General features: G+C 70.6%; 14 protein-coding genes and 2 pseudogenes. 5 read left to right on the forward strand and 11 right to left on the reverse strand.

Features of this window, described 5'->3' with window-relative positions; all coding sequences use genetic code 11:
* Positions 1 to 162: 162 nt before the first annotated feature.
* Together ACN6LD_RS14960 and ACN6LD_RS14965 are read right to left on the reverse strand one after the other, a co-directional pair.
* Positions 163 to 888 (reverse strand): hypothetical protein, encoded by a 726-nt coding sequence (locus ACN6LD_RS14960; protein ID WP_445043410.1) that lies wholly within the window; start codon positions 886 to 888, stop codon positions 163 to 165.
* Entirely contained in the window at positions 885 to 2552 is a 1668-nt protein-coding gene (locus tag ACN6LD_RS14965; protein WP_445043411.1) for a serine/threonine-protein kinase, read from the reverse strand. The genes ACN6LD_RS14960 and ACN6LD_RS14965 overlap by 4 nt, the downstream gene beginning before the upstream one ends.
* Positions 2553 to 2932: 380 nt before the next feature.
* Between ACN6LD_RS14965 and ACN6LD_RS14970 the strand changes: the two genes are divergently transcribed.
* Complete coding sequence (locus ACN6LD_RS14970) at positions 2933 to 5803, forward strand: helix-turn-helix transcriptional regulator (RefSeq protein WP_445043412.1); 2871 nt, start codon at positions 2933 to 2935, stop codon at positions 5801 to 5803.
* A 21-nt stretch (positions 5804 to 5824) separates the two neighbouring features.
* Here ACN6LD_RS14970 and ACN6LD_RS14975 read toward each other — a convergent pair whose 3' ends face one another.
* Entirely contained in the window at positions 5825 to 7138 is a 1314-nt protein-coding gene (locus ACN6LD_RS14975) for a TolB family protein (protein ID WP_445043413.1), read from the reverse strand.
* 301 nt (positions 7139 to 7439) lie between these two features.
* On the opposite strand from ACN6LD_RS14975, the gene ACN6LD_RS14980 reads away from it, so the two are divergent.
* Complete coding sequence (locus ACN6LD_RS14980) at positions 7440 to 7877, forward strand: VOC family protein (RefSeq protein WP_445043414.1); 438 nt, start codon at positions 7440 to 7442, stop codon at positions 7875 to 7877.
* A gap of 221 nt (positions 7878 to 8098) precedes the next feature.
* Here ACN6LD_RS14980 and ACN6LD_RS14985 read toward each other — a convergent pair whose 3' ends face one another.
* The 3 genes from ACN6LD_RS14985 to ACN6LD_RS14995 all read right to left on the reverse strand — a co-directional run bounded on the left by ACN6LD_RS14985 (position 8099) and on the right by ACN6LD_RS14995 (position 10833).
* Complete coding sequence (locus ACN6LD_RS14985) at positions 8099 to 9142, reverse strand: hypothetical protein (protein ID WP_445043415.1); 1044 nt, start codon at positions 9140 to 9142, stop codon at positions 8099 to 8101.
* Between the two features lie 228 nt (positions 9143 to 9370).
* The gene (locus tag ACN6LD_RS14990) at positions 9371 to 9811 is read right to left on the reverse strand and encodes a peptidoglycan-binding protein (RefSeq protein ID WP_445043416.1); all 441 of its coding nucleotides are present in this window, start codon (positions 9809 to 9811) and stop codon (positions 9371 to 9373) included.
* Positions 9812 to 10014: 203 nt separating this feature from the next.
* Complete coding sequence (locus ACN6LD_RS14995) at positions 10015 to 10833, reverse strand: SAM-dependent methyltransferase (RefSeq protein ID WP_319189311.1); 819 nt, start codon at positions 10831 to 10833, stop codon at positions 10015 to 10017.
* A gap of 329 nt (positions 10834 to 11162) precedes the next feature.
* Between ACN6LD_RS14995 and ACN6LD_RS15000 the strand changes: the two are divergent.
* The 3 genes and pseudogenes from ACN6LD_RS15000 to ACN6LD_RS15010 form a co-directional block, all read left to right on the forward strand.
* Positions 11163 to 11606, forward strand: a pseudogene (locus ACN6LD_RS15000) (aminotransferase class III-fold pyridoxal phosphate-dependent enzyme); the annotation flags it as partial.
* Positions 11603 to 11731 (forward strand): hypothetical protein, encoded by a 129-nt coding sequence (locus ACN6LD_RS15005; RefSeq protein ID WP_319187385.1) that lies wholly within the window; start codon positions 11603 to 11605, stop codon positions 11729 to 11731. The pseudogene ACN6LD_RS15000 and the gene ACN6LD_RS15005, both read left to right, overlap by 4 nt.
* A gap of 161 nt (positions 11732 to 11892) precedes the next feature.
* Positions 11893 to 14544, forward strand: a complete 2652-nt coding sequence (locus ACN6LD_RS15010; protein WP_445043417.1) for an RICIN domain-containing protein — start codon at positions 11893 to 11895, stop codon at positions 14542 to 14544.
* Between the two features lie 152 nt (positions 14545 to 14696).
* Here ACN6LD_RS15010 and ACN6LD_RS15015 read toward each other — a convergent pair.
* From ACN6LD_RS15015 to ACN6LD_RS15035, 5 genes and pseudogenes are all read right to left on the reverse strand, one after another.
* Positions 14697 to 16123, reverse strand: a pseudogene (locus tag ACN6LD_RS15015) (non-reducing end alpha-L-arabinofuranosidase family hydrolase).
* Between the two features lie 165 nt (positions 16124 to 16288).
* Positions 16289 to 18589, reverse strand: coding sequence for a beta-L-arabinofuranosidase domain-containing protein (locus ACN6LD_RS15020; protein WP_445043418.1), 2301 nt, complete (start codon positions 18587 to 18589; stop codon positions 16289 to 16291).
* A gap of 138 nt (positions 18590 to 18727) precedes the next feature.
* Positions 18728 to 19219 carry an AbfB domain-containing protein gene (locus tag ACN6LD_RS15025; RefSeq protein ID WP_445043419.1) on the reverse strand — a complete coding sequence of 164 codons (492 nt, stop codon included), beginning with the start codon at positions 19217 to 19219 and terminating at the stop codon, positions 18728 to 18730.
* 242 nt (positions 19220 to 19461) lie between these two features.
* Complete coding sequence (locus ACN6LD_RS15030; protein ID WP_445043448.1) at positions 19462 to 21915, reverse strand: SpoIIE family protein phosphatase; 2454 nt, start codon at positions 21913 to 21915, stop codon at positions 19462 to 19464.
* Between the two features lie 300 nt (positions 21916 to 22215).
* Positions 22216 to 23469 (reverse strand): DUF6236 family protein, encoded by a 1254-nt coding sequence (locus ACN6LD_RS15035; RefSeq protein WP_445043420.1) that lies wholly within the window; start codon positions 23467 to 23469, stop codon positions 22216 to 22218.
* Between the last annotated feature and the right edge of the window lie 128 nt (positions 23470 to 23597).

Genomic DNA, 23597 nt, shown 5'->3' on the forward strand with positions numbered 1-23597 from the left:
CCGCTCGCAGGGCCCGTCGGCACGCCGCGCCGCCGCCGCAGCCCCGACGACAACGGATGTCGGCGCCCCGTCCAGCGGAGGGGCGGACGACGCCGGTGCCTCGACCGAAGCGTCGTCCACCGTCTGGCGGGGCGGGAGGGGCGATGGGGCATGCGCGGCCGCTCAGGGACAGTCGTACGTGAGGTCGGTGACGACCGTGCGCTCGACGGGGGAGAGGAGATGCAGTTCGGCCCGGGCCGCGTAGTGGCTCCTGCCCTGGAAGGTCCACAGCAGGTGCAGGCGGGCCTGACGCCGGCCCGCGGCGACCACTTCCCGCAGGACACCCGAGGCCGTCCCGTCGCTTCGGACCCAGCGGTACGAGAGCGTGCCCGGTCGGCCGTTGGTGGCGACGAGGCCGACGACGTCCGCGGTGTCGTCGCACGCCACGACCGTCGGCCGCGCCACGACCTGCACCGCGCCCGCTTCGAGGGACGGGCCGAGGCGCTGCCACGCGAGGAGCGCGATGACGCCGATCAACACCAGCGCAGGCAGGGCATGTCTGCGCAGACGCCGCCGCGGGGGCGCGGGAGGAGTCGTCACCGAGGGCAGCGTCCGGTGGGTGCGCTCGGCGACGGCGGCGGTAACGCCCGGGCCGAAGCGCAGCATGGTGCCTTCGACGCGGTCCGGTGCGGGTGCCGGCGTCACCGGAGTGTCGGTGAAGGGCGACGCGACGAGGGTCGTGTCCGCGTCGGGCGGTCGCTGGATCCAGTGACTCGCCAGGACGGTCGCGCTGTACCCGGCGTCTTCCGGGCCGGGCGTGCTCGGGGCGTGCTCGGCGACGCCGCCGAGCACCTGGGTGGCCTCGCTGTCCCCGGCGGGGACGGGGGTGCGGTCGTGGTGAGCGGTCATCGGATCTCACACTGCCTGGTCAGAAGTTGTTGTGAGGCGCCGCCGTCGGCGGAGGCGGGGGTCGTGGTCGCCCCTACGGCCCAGTAACAGCCGGTGCCCCGAAAAGTGTGGTCGACGGTGAGGGTGTACTGGGTGGATCCGCTGCGCGCGAAGGACTGGGACGCGCCGTCCGGTGTGCCGAGCCCGCGGCCGCCGGCGCTCGTGTACCACGAGATGTCGACGGACAGCGGGCCGGTTCCGTCCGTCGTGACGGTGAGGGTCGCCGTGGCGGTCGTCGCACCCGTCTGCCGGAAACCCGTCACCGTGACGTCCTTCACGGCGGGAGCCGACGGGGGGCTCGGGGAGGCGGTCGTCGGCGTGGCCCCGGTGGACGGACCGCTGGAGGTCGCCTCCTCGGTGGGAGCCGTGCCGGCGGACGCCGGGGGTTCGCCGGGGCCGGCGGTCACGGGGGCCGAGACCGAAGCCGAGGCTGACGCCGACGGGCCGGGTGACGCGCTGGACGATGCGGTGGACGACGGGGACGCTGAGGCGTCGGCCGACGCGGTGGGCGCGGCGGAGACCCCCGGCCCCGCGGCGGCCTGGGCACTGCTGGTGGCCAGGGCCTGCGCCGCCTGTTGCGGATCCGCTTCCGGAACGTGCTGCAGGTTGTAGGTCAGGAGGACGCCCAGGAGCACGGCCGCGGCGGAGACGAGCATCCCCGCACGGCCGGGCAGCCATGACCGCACCCCGCCGTGGTGCGCTTCGCTGCCCAGGACCGTGCGCGCGGTGTCCGTCGTGCCGCTCGGCGGGGCACTGCGGGCCGAGGGCAGAAGCAGCGGCACCAGTGCCACCAGCGCGGCGAGCCGGCCGCGCCCGCGTTCCTCCCAGTCGGACCCGTAGGCGGCGCCGGCGGCCGCCTCCAGTTCCGCGACGAACGCCTCGGCGTGCGCGGGACGTTCCAGCGGATCCTTGGCGAGGCCGCGCCGCACCAGGTCCTGTACCGCCTCGGGCGCCTCGTCGGCGGGGATCGGCCCGTCGACGTGCTGCAGGGCGAGTTCGGCGAGATTGCCACCGGTGAACGGCCGGCGGCCCGTCAGGCACTCGAAGAAGGTGGCCGTGGCCGCGTACACGTCGGCGGCGGGAGAGACGGGGGAGCCGGTCCACTGCTCCGGCGCCATGTAGGAGGGGGTACCGGCTGCGCCGGCGCTGGCGCCGACGTCCACGGCTATCCCGAAGTCGACGAGCCTGGACGATCCGTCCGGCACGACCAGGACGTTCTCCGGCTTGTAGTCGCGATGGACGACGCCCACGCGATGCGCGTCGGCCAGACCGAGCAGCGATCCCTTGAGGACCACGAGGGCGGCCTCGGGCTCGAGCGGGGCCGCCCTGGTCAGCAGGGTTCGCAACGACACGCCGTCCACCAGCTCCATCACGATGGCGGCGCCGTCAGGGCTCTCCACGTACTCGTACAGGTCGGCGACGTAAGGGCTCTCCAGCCCGCCGAGCAGCCGCGCCTCAGCCCTGAACCCCTGTACGAAGCCGGGCCTGGTGCGCAGCGACTCGCTGAGGTACTTGACCGCCACCGGAACGCCGGTCTCCTCGTGCACGGCCAGGACGACCCGTCCGCTCGCCCCGGCCCCGAGTTCCAGTGACTCGGTGTATCCGGGCACTGCCCATGTGTCCATTTTCCATCCCCCCACGGCGGCCGCGCGGCCCGACTTCCGCCCCTCCGAAGCGTCGAGCCACGCGTGAGGAGACACCATTTCGGCCGCTGCGGTTGCGGTGCGGCACTTCGGCTCCCGTTCCCGACCGGTCCCGAGCGCGCGGTGGGGAGCGTACTCGCCGGTGAGATCCGCTCGACAGTGCCGCGGCATGTCCGGTGGGCGTGGGCGTGGGCGTGCGGGGTGAGGCCGGGAGACGTGAGGACGCTGCCGGTGCCGGTGCCGCCGGCTCGTATCGGCCCGGGACACCGCGTGGGCCGAGGTGATCGGCTGGACCGTCTGCCGGGCGTGCGTGACGTCGATACCATCGCCTGGTCGCGGACAGAAAGCGAGTCGACGCCAGCATGACAGACGAAGTGAGATCCAAGCCCGTCGGCGCTTTACTCGGCCGGGCGCGAGAAGTCGCGATCCTGCGCGGGGTGCTGGCGGGCGAGGACGGTGCGTGGTGCGTCGCGGTGACCGGCGAACCGGGGATCGGCAAGAGCCGACTGCTGACGGAGCTGGGGAAGCACGCGGACAGCGAAGGATGGATGGTCCGCAGCGCCCGCGCGGCGGAGTTCGAGTCCCACATCCCGTTCGGCGTGTTCGTCAACGCGCTCGACGACCAGCTCGCAGAGCTGGGTCCTGAGAGGCTTGCCGCCCTCGGGGGGCAGCAGCTCGCCCTTCTCACGACCATGTTCCCGGCGCTCCCCGCGACCGGTCCCGCCGACCTGGTCGACGCGGAGCGCTACCGGCTGCACAGGGCCGTCCGGGCGTTGCTGGAGCTGCTCGCCGAGCCGTCCGGGCTGGTGCTCGTCTTCGACGATCTGCACTGGGCGGACGAGGGCTCGGTCGAGCTGCTCGACCATCTCTTGCGCCACCCGCCCCAGGCGCGGCTGGTCCTGGCATTGGCGGCCCGGCCCCGGCAGACGCCGCTGCGGCTGTGGCACGCGCTGTCCCGCGCCGCGACCGACGGGGTCGCCGAGCTGCTGGAAATCGCGCCGCTGAGCCAAGCCGATGCCGGCCGCCTCATGCCGGAAAGGCTGGGCCGTTCGCGGCGGGACGAGCTCTACCAGGCCAGTGGCGGCAACCCGTTCTACCTGGAAGCCCTGGTGCGGGCCGGTGAACGGGGCATCGCCGTCGGCGATGCGGCACTCCACCCCGACGGGGCGCTCCCGGTCGCGGTCCACGGGGTACTGGCCTCCGAATTGGCCGCGCTGACCCCGCAGGAGCGAGTCGTCGCGCACGCCGCAGCGCTGGTGGGCGACGACTTCGAGGCCGAGTCGCTCGCCGAGACGGCGGCGATGGGCGTCGGATCCGTCTTCGTCGCGCTCGACCGGCTCGCCGAGCGCGACCTGGTACGGCTGGACTGCGTGACCGGCCGGTTCCGCTTCCGGCATCCGCTGGTGCGCAGCATCGCCTACCAGGACGCCGGTCCCGGCTGGCGGCTTCAGGCGCACGGCCGAGCCGCGTCGGCACTCCGGAGCAGGGGCGCGCCCCCGGCCGAGTTCGCCCGGCACGTGGAGCGCTCCGCCGTCCGCGGTGACCTCGAGGCGGTCGCCGCGCTCACCGAGGCGGCCGAGGCGACGATGGACACCACGCCGACGACCGCAGGGCATTTCCTGCGGGCGGCCATCCGGTTGCTGCCCGACGCCGAGTCGGCCACGCCGCAGCGCCTGATCCTGCTCGGCCGGCTGGCCCACGCACTCGGCGCCACGGGCGACCTGCGGCAGGCCAGGGAAACCATGCACGAGGTGTTGCGGCTCCTGCCCCCCGAACTCACCCGGATCCGGGCACAGACAGCGCGGGCCTGTGCGACGGTGGAGCAGATCCTCGGGCGCTACACCGAGGCGCGGGCGATGCTGCACCGTGAATGGAAACGCGTCGAAGGCGTTGACGCCCACTCGGCGGCCGTCCTGCTCGTCGCACTCGTCGCCGGTGAAAGCGTCGAGCGCGAGCACGGACAAGGCCGGGTGGCCGAGGCGATCGCCGCCGCGCGGGAAGTCGGGGATCCGCTGCTGCTGGCGACGGCGTTGTCGGCCGCAACGCTCATAGACCGCCGGGCGGACCGGCTGGACGAGGCGGCCGCGCTCCTGGACGCGCTGCCCGACAGTGATCTCGTCCGCGACATCGACGCGGCGTTCTGGCTGAGCTGGTCGGAGATCTCCGCCGACCGGCTCACGGCGGCGAGCCGGCACGTGAGCCGTGGCCTTCACCTGGCTCGGGCGAGCAGACAGTCCCACAAGATCGCGTTGCTGATCGCCATCCGCGGCATGGTGCACGCCTACCTCGGTGAGCTGGCGGAGGCGACGACCTGCTTCGACGACTGCCTGGAGTCGGCGGAACTGACCGGCAGCGAGGAACTGCGCGTCATGGCGTTGACCTTCGGATGCTGGATCACCACCTGGCGCGGCGACCTCACCGAGGCGATCCGGCTGGGTGAGGAGGCCATCGTCGTCGACGACCAGGCGACGGCCATGAGCTCCTGGCGCAGTGGCCAGGCCGAGGCGATGCTGGCGCAGGCGATGTTGCACTCGGGTGATCCGCACGCCTGCATCGAGCTGCTGCTCACCCGGGGCGGTGGGGCCGAGCTGCCCGCGGTGGGGCTGCGCACCAGGCCATTGGTGTACCTGATGCTCACGGAGGCGGAAGCCGCGGCCGGCCGGATCGCCGCCGCTTGCGCCTGGGCCGACCGAGCGGAGGACGCGGCCGGTCAGCTGGAGCTTCCGCTGCGTACCGCCATGGCACAGCAGGCCCGCGCGATCGCCACGCTGCCGACGGATCCGGCGGCAGCCGCACCGCTCGCCGTCACCGCTGCCGCCGGGTTCGGCCGTATCGGGGCGGCCGTGGAGGCCGGGCGAGCGCACTTGCTCGCCGCCACGGCATTCGGCGCCTTCGGGGCGACCGACCGGGCCCGGGCGCATCTCGCGTCGGCCCGTGCGTTGTTCACCCAGTGTGATGCGCAACTGTTTCTGCCGCAGGTCGCGCGGGAAGAGCGGCGCATGAACGCGCGAGGACCCCGGCCCGAAAGCGGCGCAGAGCGATTCGACCTGACGGCCCGTGAGGTCGAGATCGTCAGACTGGTCTCGGACGGCCTGACCAACCGGGACGTCGGTCTCCGGCTGCATCTGAGCCCCAAGACCGTCGAGGTCCACCTGAGCCGGGTCTACACGAAGGTCGGCGTCTCCGGTCGTACGGCTCTGGCCGGGGTGTGGGCCACCGTGGCGCGTGACTGAGGACGCCACGGCGGCCCGACCTCAGTTGCCGAGGTCGCGTACGTACAGGTTGTACCTCCGGCTGGTGCCGTCGCCGCCCAGGTTCGTCGCGCTGGTCGTGAAGGCGACGTGGTGGCCGTCGGCCGAGATCGAGGCACCGTAGCTGGTGCCGTCGCTCTGCGAGCCGTCACCGGCGACGCTGACCCTGGTCGTGGTGGCGGTCACCCGGTCGCGCACGAACACGTCCCAGCTCGCGTTGGTGTCACCGGCCACGAGCTTGTCCTCGCCGGACACGAACGCGATGTAGCGACCGTCCGCGGAGAGCGTCGTCCGCTCCTGGCCGGGGGTTCGGCTGTCGCTCAGGCCGTCGGGGCCGAGGTTCACCTGCGTCGTCGTCTGGGTGACCCGGTCGTACAGGAAGATGTCGGTGTCGGTCGGACCGCCCGTGTCACCGGCCACCAGATTGGACGCCGTGGATTCGAACGCGACGTAGCGGCCGTCGGCCGAGACGGTCGCCGTGCGACTGGCGGAATTGCCTTCGGCGCCGTCGGGACCGACGCTGATCCGGTCGGTGCGGCCGGTCAGCTGATCGTGCACGAACACGTCGTCCGCGCGGTTGTTGTCGGGGAACAGCGCCAGGGTCTTCGCCCCGGAGGAGAAGGCGACGTAGCGGCCGTCTGCCGAGATCGACGGCACCTGGCTGATGTCGTCGCCCTGGCGGCCGTTGGAGTCGACGCTGACTCTGGTGGTCTCGCCGGACTGCCGGTCGCGCACGAAGACGTCGTGGATGTCGTTGGTGTCGCCGAACACCAGGTTCGACGCGGGGGAGTCGAACGCGACGAACCGGCCGTCGGCGGAGATCGACGGATGGAAACTCTCACTGTCGCTCTGCTCGCCGTTCCTGCCGACGCTGACCCTGGACGTCTCACCGGTCTGCAGATCGTGGACGAAAACATCGCGGTAGCGGTTGGTGTCACCGGCCACCAGGTTCGTCGCGACGGACTCGAACGCGACATAGCGGCCGTCGGCGGAGATCGACGGATTTCGGCTCGCGTTGTTGGCCTGAACGCCCGCCGAGTCGACGCTGATCCTGGTGACGGCGCCGGTCTGCCGGTCGCGCACGAACACGTCGTCCACTCGGTTGGTGTCGCCGGACACCAGATCCCTTGCCAGCGAAGCGAAAGCGACGTAGCGGCCGTCGGCGGAGATCGACGGACCGCTGGCGGAGTTGCCGACCGGCGCCGTGCCCATCGGCCCCGGTTCGTCGTCCGCGGCATGCGCGACGCCGCCCGACAGCAGCGCCGCCACGATTCCCGACGCGAGCCCTGCGGTACGGATTGCGGAGAGACGTCTCATGAGTGTCCTTCTGTTCGGTTCGCCGCCATGGCAGCAGATGGCCTGATCAGCGTTCCGTGTCGGACCGGCCGAAGCATGAGGGAACCCCCTATGCCTCACTGTTAGTTGGTCGTCTCTTCGTCATCGTTGTGGTGAACATGCCCCGTCCCGGACCGTTATGGGCACACGGGAGTCTCCCTGGCGCCGCCTCCCGACGCGGACGCACTCGTGGACAGAGCACGGCCGACCTCGAGGGTGCTCCGCTGCTGGGCTGTGCCTCGCCGGAAGGCCCCGACAGGGCCGGCTCGATACGATGCCGCGCATGGCCATCAAACTTGAGAACGTCGGCATCGCTGTTCGCGACCTCGAAGCAACGATCGCCTTTTTCACCGACCTCGGCCTCACGGTCGTCGGCCGTGACACGGTCAGCGGTGAGTGGACCGACACCGCCGTGGGCCTCGACGGCAATCACGCCCACATCGCGATGCTCCAGACGCCGGACGGCCAAGGCCGCCTCGAGCTCTTCGAGTACGTCCACCCCGAAGCGATCGAGACGCAGCCCACTCGTCCCAACGAGATCGGCATGCATCGCGTCGCCTTCTCGGTCGACGACATCGACAAAGCCCTCGAGACAGCCGCAAAACACGGATGCCATCCGCTGCGCGGGGTGGCGACCTACGAAGACATCTACAAGCTCACCTACGTCCGCGGCCCCAGCGGCATCCTCGTGATGCTCGCCGAGGAGCTGAAGAAGCACTGAGCGGTGCGCGAGCCAGCGCGGATCCGGCAGGCGCAGGACTCGTCCGTCGAAGCCGGGGCGGGGGATCTGGAGCGGTCGGGTCCAGCGGGCGGGTACGTCGGCACCCCGTATCGCCGGCACCCCGTAGTACGCCCCGCGAGGCCACCGGAACCGGATCGCGGCGGCGACGCCCCGGAGCATGCCGTCGGTGCGGACGTGTGCCGGTGACCCGGGTCACCGGGTCACCGGGTGGTCTCCTCCGCCGAGCTGCGGTCCGCGTTCCCGTCCGGTACGTCGGGGGCTCCGGTCATGGACCGTTCCATCGCAGCCGGTTGTCCGTTCGGCCGGTCGCCCGGTGGCCCGTCGTCCTGCCTGATGGCGGCGTTCCCCTGATGGGCCGTCGCGCCGGGCGGTCCGCCCACCTCCGACAGCGTCATCTGGGCCCGGTCGTCCACGAGGCGCGTCACGAGATGTTGTGCGGCGCCGAAGACCGCTGCCCAGGCGAGAACCTGCGCCCGGCTGTCCAGGTCGCTGAGACCGGGGACGAAGGCGCCTCTGATCAGCAGCACCCCCAGGAAGGCGGACAGGGCCCCGGTAGGGATCTTCAGCGCCGCCGACGCCAGAGGAAGCATGTAGGGCGCACTGGTGCCCCGGATGCGGCGCAGTGAGGCGATGACCGTGAGTGCCGCTCCGAGCAGACCGGCAATCTCGACCGTGAGGATGTCCTGCGAGCGTGCGAGGTCGCTGGGAACGGTGTTCGCCGTCAGGTCGTGGTACTCCGCGCTGGGACATACGACGTGCATCTGGTTCGGGTCACCGGCGCTCGCCTTCGGTGCGAAACACAGGCTGAGCGAGCGGGGGGCCAAGGAACCGTAAAGGGCCAGACCAGCCACGCCGATGAAGACGAGGACAGTCGCGGTCCAGAGCATGTTGCGCAGGCTGCGGACCCGGGCCAGCTCGGCGTCGAGGTTGCCGTACGCGCTGTCGAGCGACCGGGCCAGCAGTTCGCGGTCCTCCGGTGTCAGCCTCCCGGAGACGATGTACCGGATCCGTTGGGCGAGTCTGACCCGCCGCGGGTCGTTCCTGTCCAGATGCCGTTCGACCAGCGCCATGACCTCGCTCGCGCGGCCGACCGCCTCCGCGTCGGGCACCAGTCGGAGCAGCAGGACGTCGGCACCGCGCAGATTCGACCAGACGCCCTCGCGGGCGATCGAACCGGACCAGGGACGGCGCCACCCGAAGTCCTCGTCGGCCGCGCTGTGCGCCCTTTCGAGATGCTCCTCCACCCCGGCGAGGTAGGCCTTGCGACAGTCGTCTTTCGGCCGCCTGGTCTCCTCTCGTCTCAACTGAATCTCGAGACAGGCCAGTCGCGCTCTCGCCAGGGCTCGCCAGCGCGACCGAGGTGGCCCGACAGGCGGTTCGAGGGAGGGCCGTGGGGGGTCGGCCGCGGTTCTTTCCTCGGCGGTCAGGGTATGGCCCATTGCCGACCCTCCTTCGCCAGGGTTCCGGGCGGGCTATTCGCTCATGTGGAGAGCGGGTACATGGAGTTTCTCCCACGAAGCAGTTCCCGGAATGCCGTCAGCGTCGCTGCCGACGAAGCCGAGTTTTCTCTGCCACTTGGCGTAGGATCTCCGATCGGCTTCGCTCCACTGGAGGTCGGGTTCGTCGGGATACGCTGAGCAGCCCTCGTCGATGAGGCGCCAGCCCATGACCTCGATGATCGGGCTGCTCACGGACGACTGGAAGAAGTCCTTGCCCGGGAAGGGCTCGTCATCGTGGACCGGCACCGCGGTCGGCTCCGCCACGCGGACCCGCTGACCCGGGTGAATCAGGTTCACATTTTTGATCTGAGGGTTCCACTTCTTGACCTGGGCCAGTGACACATGGAACATGGCCGCGATTTCGGAGAGCGTGTCGCCCTCCCTTACCACATAGAACTCCGGTGTCGCATTCATACAGTCCATGCTAATGAACAGCCGAGAAGAATTCGACATGGGCGGCCCTGCGGGATCAGTTGAATATTCGCCAGTTGAATGTTCGATTGAATGGCACATGAAATTATGTGCAATGGCCGACAGTTGATCTCTCTGTTGCAGCCGCTCGCACCGCCTTTCGGCGCCAGGACTTCCCGTCGCCCGGCTTCGCTCGGTGCGCGCGTCTATGCCTTCCGCGCCAGCCCGGCGGCGATGAGGTGTTCCCAGACGGTGAGTTCTCGTTTTCCGGCGCTGGACCACGGGTTCTCGGTCACGTCGGGACGCCACAGGGACGCGGGGACGATGCCGGGGTCCAGGATCTCCAAACCGTCCAGCAGGGAGGCGATCTCCGCGTCCGTGCGCCACCGTCCGCGGCCGAACGTCTGCTGGAGGACCTTCTCGGCCTCCGCGGTCTCCGGGTTGTTGCCGGAGCGGAAGTGGCTGATGAAGAAGTAGCTTCCGGAGGGGACGTGTTCGCGCCAGTAGCGGACGATGCCGGCCGGGTCCTCGTCATCGTTGACGTGGTGGAGGATGGCGCTGAGGATGATGGCGACGGGACGAGTGAAGTCGATCAGCTCGAGCGTGTCGGGGTGGGTGCGGATGCCCTCGGGATTGCGCACATCGACCGCGACGACGCGGGTCCGGTCGTTGTTCTCCAGCAAAGCCCGGCCGTGGACCAGTACTTGGAGGTCGGTGTCGACGTAGACGACCCGGGACTCGGGAGCGTGCCGTTGCGCGACCTGGTGGACGTTGTCCGCGGTCGGCAGGCCACTGCCCAGGTCGATGAACTGCCGGATGCCGGTGGTCTTCGCGATCTCCCTGACCGCCCGGGTCAGGGCCGCGCGGTTGGCGAAGGCGATGGCGACCGAACCGGGCAGGTCGCGCTTGAACACGTCGCCGATCTCACGGTCCACGGCGTAGTTGTCCTTGCCGCCGAGCAGGTAGTCGTAGACGCGGGCAATGCTGGGCTTGGCCGGGTCGATGGAGGAGCCTTCGTACGTCATGGCGGCCATTCTCCCCCCAACGCCGCCTGCGCACCCTCGTTTTGAGGTCCTCCGGTGGATCATCGTCGAACGGGACACCAGCGCGACGCAGGGTGCGCCGCCCGGGGCCGGCGGAGCGTCCCCGCCCCCAGCCGCACCAGGATCCGGCGTCAGCCGGCGCGCAGCACGTCGAGCAGCCGTCGGCGCAGACCGATGTCGGACAGCTCGTGGAAGGAGCCTCCGGGGGGAGGGGCTGGCCGGGCGGGGCGGCCTCGGCGACGCGGGCCGCGGCCCGGAACGAGCGGGCGGTGTCGGTGAGGTCCGCGACCTCGCAGCCGGATCGCCGCCCGGAGGAGATGATGACCAAGGCGTGGTCCGGCTCGCAGGGCGGGACGTACGGCGCGAACGCCGTCGCCTGCGCCGCGGCCTGCGCCACTCTCGACGTCGTACGCGACGAGAAGCTCGTCGAGAACGCCGAAGCGATGGGCAAGCGGCCGCGGCACGGCCTGGATGCGGTGGCCGACCGGACGCCCGGCGTCGGCGACGTGCGCGGCCTCGGCCTGATGCTCGCCACCGAGTTCGTCACCGAGGGCGGCGGCCCCGACCCCGAGACCGGCGCCCACGTCCAGCGCGCAGCGGTCGACGAGGGCCTGCTCCTGCCGCTGTGCGGCGCCTGGAACCAGGTCGTCCGCATGATCCCGGCGCTCGTCGTCGACGAGAGCGAGGTGGACGAGGGACTGCGGGCGTGGGCGGTCGCGGTCGAGGCCGGCACATCGGGAGCGGCACAGCGATGACCGTCAACGGCGCCTGCGGCAACCGGTCCGTGCGGCACTGCCGCCCAGGTCGACACATCAAGGCGCTGGAATTCGTGGCGGCCGACAGCGTACGAACCGTCGCCGACCGCCCCGTCGTGGCCTGAGCGCTGCGGCCCTGCCCCGGGCGTGGACACGTGGTCAGAAGAGTTTGTCGATCATGGCAACCCTTTGCGGAGCCTGTGACCACAAGGAGTCGAATCCGGTCATCGAAGTGCCTGGATTCGCTCTTGTCTGGTGAACGGTACGCAAGGAGAACGTCTTCCCCATGAACAACCCCACGAACGGCGGGCGCCGCGGGCGTCACCGCCGTCGCTGGACCGCCACCGGGCTCGTGCTCGGCGTGCCCGCCGTCGTCCTGCCGTATCTCGCGTTCGTGCAGGAGGACTCGCAGGCCGCCACGGTCGACACCGGTGCCTACTACCGACTGGTCTCGGTGCGCAGTGGCAAGGTGATGGACGTCAACGGCTTCTCGACCGCCGACGGCACCCGTGTCCAGCAGTGGACCGACCAGAACACCGCCAACCAGCAGTGGAGGCTCAAGCCCGCCGGGGACGGCTACTACGAGCTGGTGAACCGCAACAGCGGCAAGGTGCTGGGCACGGCGGGCGGTTCGACCGCCCGGTCGGCCGCCGCCGAGCAGCAGACCGACAGCTCGGCCACCTCCCAGGAGTGGAAGATCAAGGAGGTGGGCGGTTCCGACGCCGTCACCTTCACCTCACGCAAGAGCGGCCTGGTCCTGGACGTCTCCGCGGGCTCCACGGCCAACGGCGCGGCCGTCATCCAGTACCCGAGCCGGGGCGGCGCCAACCAGCAGTGGAAGCTGGTGAAGGTGGCCCCGACCCCGGCGCCCGGGGCCGGCGGAACACCGGCCAAGGCCGCCTCCGGACCGTACGTGTGGAAGAACGCGCAAGTGGTGGGCGGCGGTTACGTCACCGGACTGGTGTTCAACCCGCGGGAGAAGGGCCTGCTGTACGCGCGCACCGACATGGGCGGCGCCTACCGCTGGGACACCGGGGCCGAGCAGTGGATCCCGCTGACCGACCTGATGGGCGAGAAGGACTGGAACCTGCTGGGCATCGATTCGCTGGCCACCGACCCCGCCGATCCCGCCCGGCTCTACCTCGGGGCGGGCACCTACACCAACGAGTGGGCCGGCAACGGCGCGATCCTGCGCTCCACCGACCGGGGCCGCACTTTCCAGCGCACCGAACTGCCCTTCAAGCTGGGCGGCAACGAGGACGGTCGCGGGGCCGGCGAACGACTCGTGATCGACCCGGCGGACCCCGCCACCCTGCTACTGGGCACCCGCAAGAACGGCCTGTGGCGCAGCACCGACCACGGCGTGACATGGAGCCAGGTCTCCTCGTTCCCCGTCAAGGACGGGGCGAGCAGCGGCGGGGGCATCTCCTTCGTCACGTACGGCCCGGCCGGAAGCAGGACGGTCTACGTGGGCGTCGCCGACCGATCCACCTCCCTGTACCGCTCCACCGACGGCGGCGGCACCTGGCACGCCGTCGCCGGGCAGCCCACCGGCCAGCTGCCGCAGCACGGCGTGGTCTCCGGTGACGGCTCGCTGTACCTGACGTACACCGACGCCCTCGGACCGAACGGCGTGACCGCGGGCTCGGTGCGCAAGTACACGCCGAGTGGCGGCACATGGAAGGACATCTCCCCCTCCCGGGGCAGTTACGGGTTCTCCGGTCTGGCCGTCGACCCGCGGAAGCCGTCCACGGTGATGGTCACCACCCTCGACCGCTGGTGGCCCGAGGACGAGATCTACCGGACCACCGACGGCGGTGACACCTGGAAGGCCCTGGCCGACAAGTCGGTGCGCGACGCCTCCGCCGCTCCCTACGTCGGTACCGGCATCGGGCACTGGATGACCGCCCTGGCCGTCGATCCCTTCGACTCCGGGCATGTGCTGTACGGCACCGGCAACGGCATCTGGCGCAGCAAGGACGCCACCGCCTCCGACAGCGGAGGCACCAGTCACTGGACCGTGGGGGCACGAGGGCTGGAGGAGACCGCGCTGGCGGACGCCGTCGCCCCGCCCGGCGGCGCCACCGTCATCACCTCCATGGGCGACCAGGGCGGCTTCCGGCACGACTCCCTCACCGAGGTGCCCGCCGGGCGGCTGAGCAACCCGATGATGAGCAACAGCACCGACGTCGACTTCGCACAGTCCGACCCCTCGGTGCTGGTCAGGGTCGGTCATGGCGGCGCTCAGGACGGCGCCTACTCCACCGACGGCGGCAGCAGCTGGAACGGCTTCAGGTCGGAGCCGGTGGCCGGCGCCGACAGCGGCCGTGTCGCGCTCGCCGCGGACGGCTCCACGATCGTGTGGACCGAGGCGGGCCAGGCCCCGTACCGCTCCACCGACAAGGGCGCGAGCTGGTCCAAGGTCGGCGGGCTGGGCGCCGGCGCCGTGGTCGTCGCCGACCGCTCCTCGGCCAGGACCTTCTACTCCCTGGCCGGCGGCACACTCCACGCCAGCACCGACGGCGGCGCGACCTTCACCGCCCGCGCCACCGATCTGCCCGACGGCCGCCTCACGGCCGTTCCCGGCATCGCCGGAGACCTGTGGATCGCAGGTTCGGGCAAGGGGCTGCTGCACTCCACCGACGGCGGCCGCACCTTCACCGCCCTCGACACGGTGCGGTCCGCTTCCGCCCTGGGCTTCGGCAAGGCCGCGCCCGGAGCCTCGTACCAGGCCCTGTACCTGATCGGCGCCGTGAAGGACGTCACCGGGGTGTTCCGCTCCACCGACAAGGGCGCCACCTGGCTGCGCGTCAACGACGACGCCCACCAGTGGGGCAGCATCGGCGGCCTGGGCATCATCACCGGCGACCCCGACACCTTCGGCCGTGTCTACATCGGCACCAACGGACGCGGACTCCAGTACGGCGACCCGTCCTGACCCCGACGCCGACCGCGCCGGCCTGGAGAGTGAGGGAGAAGTGCTCCACCGCGGGAAGGCAGGGAGGTCCTGCCTTCCCCGGGCCGGGCGGAGACCGCTCGTTCGCGGGCCCCGCCGGCACGGTCACGAGCCGGTGATCACGGGTGGGCCGGTCAGCGCTGCAGGGTGAGCACGCCGGGCCGGTAGGGCAGTTGCTCGTAGGGGGTGCCCTGCGGCGGGTTGGGGGCCTGGCCCTGGTAGAGGAACTGCAGGTTGCAGGGGTCTATGGTCATCGTCTGGTCGGGGTTGTTGCGGACCAGGTCGCCGTGGCTGATGTCGTTGGTCCAGGTGGCGCCGCTGTTGGCCTTGCCCGCGAAGGGGCTGCTCTCGCTGGTGGCCTGCGGGGTCCATGAACCGTTCAGGCTGGAGGCGGTGAACGAGCGGAAGTAGCGCACGTTGCCGGACGTCTTCGCCTCGACGATCATGAGGTACTGGTTCTGGCCCTTGACCTTGTAGACCTGGGGCGCCTCGAACAGGTTGTTGGTCGTGTCGCTCATGACCGTGGTGTACGACGAGCCGAAGTTGCCCGGGAAGTTCCCGATCGGCATCGTCGCCTTGTAGATCTTGCCGTTGTCACCGGCGAAGAACAGGTACATGTTCTGGTCGTCGGCGATCAGGGTCTGGTCGATCGGGCCGGTGCCGGACTCGGTGCGGGGATGGCGCCGGTGAACAGCGGCTGCGGCGCGGACCAGCCGTTGGGGTTGGTGGGGTCGCTGGAAGTGCGGTAGTTGAAGGCCCAGCCGCCGCTCCACTGGGAGGCCAGCACCCAGATGTTCTTGGGGGCGAAGTAGAACAGCGTGGGCGCCACCGTGGACTGGCTCATCCCGGTCTGGGCGGCCGAGGCCATGTCCGTCCAGTTGGTGAAGGGGCCGAACGCCATGGAACCCCACGACCCCGACGACGTCGAATAGTTCGTCCCGTAGACCAGGTGCTTGCCGTTGTACGTCACGGTGGTGAAGTCCTTCAGCGCGGTCCATCCGTTCGACGGCTGCGCCAGGGCGCCCGTCGAGGTCCACCGGTACGTCGACGGCAAAGAACACGTGCTGCCCGTGGAGGCAAGGCCGGCCCACTTCTGGTTGCTGCCGCCGTTGCACGTGGCGATCTCGACCGCCGTGCCGTTGGCCGTACCCGTTCCCGTGGTGGCCAGGCACAGACCGGATTCCACGCCGACGATCGTGCCGTCGGAGTTCACCCGCCACTGCTGGTTCGCACCGCCGGTGCAGCTCCAGATCACCGGCTTGGCGCCGGGCGTGGTGGCGTGGCCCGGAGCATCCAGGCACTTGTTGCCGTACACGGTCAGCTGGTTGTTGTCGGTCGCCGTCCACTGCTGGTTGGCGCCGCTCCAGCAGTCCCAGATCTGCAGGGTCGTGCCGTCGGTCTGGCTGGCGCCCGGAACATCGAGGCACCGTCCGGAACCCGTGCCGCGCACGGCGCCGGTGGAGGCTGCCTGAGCCGGGGTGACGACGAGCGTGGCCGCCGAGGCGACCAGGGCCGCGAGCGCCACTGACAGATGCCTGCGGTTGAATCCCCGTCTGTGCATGGGGCCTGCTTTCTTTGTGTGAGAGATTCCGGCCGGCCCCGTTGGGGGCCGTCCGGACTGTTGAGGCGCGACACTCGACCCTGGTGTTCGACATATCGACCGATGATCGAAACGCCGAGCAGACTGAAGGGCGGTGTGCGATCAGGATCTGCTTCGAGGTGGATCTCAGTTCCGCACGATGCGCCAGCGGTTGTCGGCGGTGCCGTCGTCCGAGTCCTGGACTGCGAACGCCCCGACGGCGGTGGAGTTGTTCGCGATGGCGAGCAGCTTGCCGCTGTTCACGTTGCGGATCTTGCAGGTCCCGTCGCCCTGGTCGAGCAGCGTCCATTTGTGGTCGGCGGTGCCGTTGTCCGACCACTGCAACACGGTGGCGCCGTCCGCCGTGGACATGTCCAGGATGCCGAGCACCTTGCCGCTGCCTGCGTTGCGGAAGCGGACCGCGTTTCCGTCGGTGATCATTTCCCAGTCGTGGTCGGCGGTGCCCGAGTCGTTCCACTGCAGGGCGCGGCCGCCGTTGGCGGTGGACATGTTCTGGATGCCCAGCACGAGACCGCTGCCCACGTTGACGAGCCGGACGGTGCCGCTGGTGTTCCAGTAGACGGTGTAGTTGTGGCCGTGCGCGTCGTGGAACGGGCCGAGGTTGACCGTGGAGCCGTTGGCGGTGGCGGTGAAGGCGAGCGAGGTGCTGCTGGTCCGTGTGATCGAGGACGTGGTCAGCGTCGGGAGGGAACTGAGCGAGGTGTCCCCGTAGTTGCCGGACAGGACCGCCGGGCCGTAGGTGATCGCGGCCACGTTGGCGTTGTCGTCGGCCGCCCGCATGATGATCCGCATGGGCAGGCGGACGGTGACCGTGTCGCCGGAGTTCCACGAGCGGTTCAGGACGGCGTAGCTGCCCGGGGCGGTGGCGATGGACTGGGCGACGCCGTTGACGCTGACGGTGGCCCCGGTGGTCCAGCCCGGGATGCGGATGCGCATCGCCCAGGTTCCGCCGACGTTGCCGGTGACCTGCAGGGTCGTGGTGTCGCTGACGGGGTAGGTCGTGGTCTGGGTGACCGTGATCCCGCGCTCCGACCAGTTGAGCACCGAGGGCACGAACAGGTTGACGATCAGCGTGTCGTCACTGTGGAAGTAGACGGAGTCCATCAGCCTGGTGTGCATCTCCAGGCCCGTGCCCTGGCAGCACCAGAAGGTGCCGTAGTCGGTGCTCCAGGTGCCGCCGCCCAACGCCGGGCCCACGCCGCGCCGGCCTCCTGGGTTGAGGGAGGTGAAGTAGGTGACGTGACCGTGGTCGTCGGCCGGGTTCTGCTGGCCGATCATCTGGTTGAGCCATGCCCGTTCGTAGTAGTCGAACAACTCGGCGCGGTTCGGGTCCAGCGCGAACAGTTCCCGGGTGAGGCTGAGCATGTTGAAGGTGTTGCAGCTTTCGCAGGTGTCCTTGTTCAGGAAGCCGGCGATGGCGTTCGGGGCGCGGAAATGCTCCGCCTGGCTGTTGCCGCCGATGGCATACGTGTGCGAGTTGACGGTGATGTTCCACGCGTTGGTGGCGATGTCCCGGTAGCGGGTGGTGCCGGTGGCCTTGTACTCCCGGGCGGCCCCGATCCACTTGGGCACCTGGGTGTTGGCATGCAGTCCGTTGAACTGGTCCTGGTTGGACGCCAGGGGGTCGAACACCGCGGCGTGGTCGAACCGCTGGGCGACGGTGAGCCACCGTGCGTCACCCGTCTGCTGGTAGAGATCGGTCAGCACGGCGTTCATGCCGCCGAACTCGACGCGCAGCATGGTCTGCATCTGCTGGCTGGTCAGCCGGCCGGTGCGCCGGTCGACCCATCCGGCCAGGGCGAGCAGCACGTCCCGGGCCTGTGTGCTGCCGATGTGGCACCACACGTCCAGCAGACCGTTGAGGGTCTTGTGGATGGTGTAGTACAGCACCTCGCCACTGGTTCCCTGCTCGAGAGCCGTGAAGTTGGACTCGGGGCAGCCGGAGAGGTATCCGGGGCTGAAGCCGGCGGCGCTGTTGTTGGCCTGGCATTTGGCCAGTTCCGCGACCATGGTGGTCGCCTTGTCCCGGCAGACGGTGTCCCCGGTCACGGCGTACGACTGCGCCCATGCAGTGAGGAAGTGCCCCTGGATGTGGGTCCGGAAGCCGAACGTCGGCGCGTCCCAGCCGCCGTTGGGGGCCGCACCGTTGGTGGACAGCTTGTGGTTGGCGCGGAAGTTGTAGAGCAGCCGGTCGACGTCGATGAACCGCAGGTAGTTCTGCGTTCGGTTCTGGTTGTCCAGCCACCGGCTTTTGGTGAGCCGGACCTGGCCGAGTGCGAAGGGGTGGGCGGAGACCCCGATGTCGGCCCTCGCGGGAGGGACGGCCGCAAGGGCGGAGGATGCGCCTACGAGGGACCCGGTGGCTGAGGCGACGACGGTGGCCCCGGCTGCTTGCAGGAGGCGGCGTCTGCTGACGGAGAAGGCCATGATGCACCCTTCGGGAGGAGGGGACGGCGGCTGGGTGGTCGGTGTGTCGGCGCATGATGCCGGCGGCCGGCGCGGCACGTCACGGGCTGGTCTGCTGTCGATGCGGTTCCAGTTGTCTCCGCTGATACATGGGATGGATTAACGGACACGAACGTCGCTGGTGTCTAGCCTCGCGACACAAAATCCTTGATCTTCGGCGAACGGTCCGTGCCCGCAGGTGACTTGGCGACCTGCCGGACATGGGATGTGCCCGGCGGGCGCGTGAGGGGTTCGACAGCTGGGCGAGGTCGGCCCGACCTGTCGCCGGGGCCCTCGCCCCGTCCGGGCCGCCCGCAGGCCGCGCCGCCGCGGGTTGGGTCCGCGGCGGCGCAGCAGGGTGGGTCGGACGGGGCAGGCCCGGGGACTGACCGCGGTGAAGGAGCTGTCGGCGCGGAAGGCGGCGGTGTCCTGGAAGGTGTCCACGCGCAGTGCGTAGTCGTAGTGGCGGACGTGGCGGCCGGGGTGGTCGTACGACTCCAGGCTGACGGAACCGGCAGTGCTGCCGGTGCGGGCGCAGAAGGTGGCGTCCTTGTCGAAGATGCCGGTGCCGTCGCCCGCGTCGAAGCGGATCCGGAAGTCCCGGTGGCGCATGTAGCGGCCGGAGGAGCCACGGGGTCATGGTTCCGTCAATGTTTCTGACGGGATCCTTCCGGATGGTTCGCGCTGCCCCCGGATCTCGGGAACGTCCTGTCGCGCAGGTCGACTTGGGCACGGGACGCGCTCCACGTCCGGGCGGCCTCATCGGCGTCAGGAGCCGGGATTCGACGAACCCCTCCGGCGGCGCCCGTCGCGGCCCCGCCAAGCCGGTGAGCGACGGCCCGCAGGCTCGGATCTCAGTGCCGCCCAGGCTCGGGGAGGGGCTGCGCGCACCAGATGGTCTTGCCGTTGTCGGTGTGCCGGGTACCCCACCCCTGGGTGAGCTGGGCGACGAGCAACAGGCCCCGGCCGCCCTCGTCGAACGCGCGGGCCCGGCGCAGGTGCGGAGCGGTGTTGCTGGAGTCGGAGACCTCGCAGATCAGGGAGGCATCGCGAATGAGGCGTAGCCGGATCGGCGGCTCGCCGTATCTGATGGCGTTGGTGACCAGCTCGCTGACGACCAGTTCGGTGACGAACGCCGCCTCCTCCAGGCCCCAGGCGTCGATCTGGTCGACGGCGAACTTCCTGGCGCGCGGCACCTCTTCGGTGTCGGGCTCGACGTCCCAGTCGGCGACGTGGTGGGGTGCGAGCGCGCGGGTGCGAGCGAGCAGCAGGGCCGCGTCGTCGGTGCGGCGGTCGGGGAGCATGGCGTCGATCACCGTGTCGCACAGGGCCTCCAGGGAGGTGGCCGAGTGGCTCAGGGCGTGTCGCAGTTCGGTGATGCGCTGGTCGACGTCGCGCTCACGGCTTTCCAGCAGTCCATCGGTGTAGAGCGCGAGCAGGCTGCCCTCCGGCAGTTCGAACTCCGCGGTTTCGAAAGGCAGCCCGCCGATGCCGAGCGGCGGCCCCGGATGGACGGGGAGCGGGGTCCTCGTGCCGTCCGGGTAGACGACCAGCGGCAGGGGGTGGCCGGCGCTCGCCAGCGTGAGGCGCCGGGAGACAGGGTCGTAGACGGTGTACAAGCAGGTGGCGCCGGACTCGCCGGTCGGCTGGAAGGGGCTGTCGGGCCGGAGGTCGCTGGCGAGGTGGAGGACCAGGTCGTCCAGATGGGTCAGCAGCTCGTCCGGTGGCAGGTCGACGTCGGCGAGGGTGCGCACCGCCGTGCGCAGCCGGCCCATGCTGGCCGCGGCGTGCAGGCCGTGGCCCACGACGTCGCCGACGACCAGGGCGACCCGGGCGCCGGACAGCGGAATGACGTCGAACCAGTCGCCGCCCACCTCCGTACCGGTCCCGCCGGGCAGGTAGCGGGACGCCACCTCGACCGCCTCCTGGTTCGGCGACCCCTGCGGCAGCAGACTGCGTTGCAGGGTCAGCGCGGTCGTGCGCTCGCGTGAGAACCGGCGGGCGTTGTCGATGGCGACGGCGGCCTTGGCGGTCAGCTCTTCGGCGAGGATCAGGTCGTCGGCGGTGAAGGCCTCGGGCCGGTCGAGCCGGGAGAAGGCGACGACGCCGAGCAGCGCGCCGCGCGCCCGGAGCGGCACGGTGATCCGGCCGGTCAGGCCGTCCGCGGCGATGGACTCGTCGACCACCGGGTTCCCCGGCGGCCAGTGGGCCGGGTCCGCGGCGAGTCCGGGTCCGAAGGCCCACTCGCCGCCCTCGCCGGGCTCGACGGCCAGCTCGACCGTGGACCTGCCGGTGGCCATGCAGCGGGCGGCCACGGAACCGGGTGCGTGCATGACGCGGGTCGTCGGCCGGGGAGCACGCTCGGCGTCGTCCTTCGCGCTGTGCTGGGCGGCACGGCTGAGCGTGATCGTCTCGGCGGGGGCGAACGCCGACGCGGAGGGCGGCTCCTCTCCGCGCAGTACCTCCTCGAAGAGATCCACGTCGACCAGGTCGACGAATCCCGGCACCGGGGTCCTGGCCAGTTCCTGGGCGGTGCCGATGACGTCGAGCGTCCGCCCGATCCCACCGCTCGCCTGGTTGAGGAGGAGCAGGCGCTGCCGGGCCCAGTACTCGGCGCTCATGTCGAATCCCCAGTTGGCGACCGCGCGGACCCTGCCCTCGGCATCCCGGACGGGCCATATGCTGGTCGCCCAGGCATTGGCGTAGTGACTGCCCAGGGGGCGGAAAACGGTGATGAGACGGGTGGCCTCGCCCGTCCTCGCCACTTCTGCGAGCGCGTCGGTGTAGGGCTTGTCGTCCCTTTCGGGAAACAGCGAGCGGTCGAACTCGGGAAACACCTCGCGGTACTTCCTGCCGAGCACTTGCTCCTCGGAGTGCGCGATCACCCGGCCCGAGGAGGCGTTGATCCACAGGAACCGCAGGTCAGGGTCGTAGACGCCCAGAGCGAAGGGGGACTGCTCGAAGGCCCGGTCGGCGATCACCGGGCGGCGTCCCCAACGCTGCATCGTCACCACGCGGCCCAGCATCCGCCCCTCCGGGCCGAGCAGTGCGTGAGCGGTCACCACGGCGTCCACCGTGGAGCCGTCCCGGTGACGCAAGGGGATGAACCCCGTGGCGTCGGGGCCGGCGTCCTGGTCGTCGAGGAGGCCGGGTGGCGGGGGAGCCACCAGCAGATCGGTCAGGGGGCGCCCGACGGTGTCCTCCGCCGTCCAGCCCAGCAGCAGCCGACCCCCCTGGCTCCAGCCGCTCACCTTGCCGTCCAGGTCCACCACGACAGCGGCTGTGGGGGCATCCTGCTTGTCGGCCATCTCCACGCGCCAAGCCTCCGTCCGGACAGCCGTGCCCGTCAGGGCTGGATTCCAGCGGTTGCCTCCAGCCTAGATCGGCCCCCGCTCAGCGGCGCTCCGACTGATGCGTTCGAGGCGCCGGGCTTTCACGGCGGAGACGCGGGCAGGGGGCGAGACCGCCGTCCGCCCGGCCCGCGCGGGCGGTCCGGCACACCTGACGGCATGGGCGTCCGCGAGGAGCGTGCGATCACCCACGACGGGACTCGCGGCCGAGTGGGCCGTGTGGCACGACCTCGCCGACGGGGCCGGACAGCCGCCGGGTCAGGCGAAGCGGGTGATGCGGCGGAGGAGGGAGGGCGGGGTGAGGCCTCGTTGGACGGAGAGGAGATACGCCGCCGGGTTCTGTGCTCGCACCTCCCTGGCCCGGTGGACCTGCGTGTGTCGAAGACTCGCGAAGGCCAGGGCCGCGCCCACCGCTCCCATCGCCCCGCTGAGCAGAGGCTGCTGGCCGGCGGCGGCGCCGACGGCTCCACCGGCAGCGGTGATCAGCCCGGGGATCTCGAACTTCACGCTGGCGGCGCTGTAGACGGTGCTGATCCCCTGCCCCTTCATCGCCGCCCGCAGTTCCCGCAGGGGGGCTTCGAACCGGTCTTCCACGGCCATGTGCAGGTAACGTTCGCGCGCCTCGGGCAAGGTCGTCCCGGCGAGGTCCTGCTGCAACTGCTCCACGGTCTGAGAGATCGCGCCGGCGAACGCCGCGAACTCGTCACGATGATCCGTTCGCAGCGAAGCGATCTTCTCGGCCGGTACGGCGCTGAGATCGGCCGGGACGGCGATGCGGATGGCGAGGAGCCCGACAGTCTCGGCGGACGGCGCGGCCGGCGGAGATACGGCAGAGGTCGCGGACGTGCTCAGAAGGACTTCGGCGAGACGGTCCGCGTCCCAGCCGCCCGAAGCGAGATGGGCGTCGGGCTGGTCGGTCGTGGGCGTGTACCGGCCCTGGGCGGCGAGCGCTTCGACGAACGCGCACTTGTAGACCCACGCGAGCGCGGCGTTCATGGTGACCCACCGGCCGTCGAAGAGGGACCGGCGGTCATGGAGTGCGGAATCACGGCGCACGTCGGATGCGAGACCGGTGTCGAACAGCGCCTCCAGCAGCTCTGGGGTGAACTCCTCCCGGTAGGAGGCGGCCGCCCGGGCCGGTGCCCTCCTGAAGCGGCCGCTGCCGGACGCGGCGCCGAGCGCACGAGGCGACGTGGGGTTGACGGGTCCTGACGCGTGCGCGTGCCGGTCGTCCCAGGATTGCGATGCACCGTATCCGGCAGCGTGCAGCGCACTCGTGTGGCGCTGGAGCAGATCCAGGAAGAGGGGGGCCACCTGCTCTGCCGCGCCGGCCGGTGGCACATTCCTGACGAAGCCGAGGCGGCCGAGGACCGTGGTGGTCGTGGAATCGGCCAGACGGTAGCCCTCGGGTACGACCCGAGCCAGTTCCCGCCAGTACAGGGCAGCCGTCTTCAGCCAGTTCTCGTCCCTGAAGTGGATGTAGGGGTAGTACAGCCCGAGATGCGGGAGCACGGCACATTCTCCTTCCCGGCGACAGCACGCCGCGCTCGGCAGAAAACGGCGCCCCTGGCCCACGGCCGGACACCGGGCGCACGAGCCTGGTCAACACGGCCCCGGAGTCCGGCCATCTGCCGACCACC

Source organism: Streptomyces sp. SAS_272, from assembly GCF_052543235.1.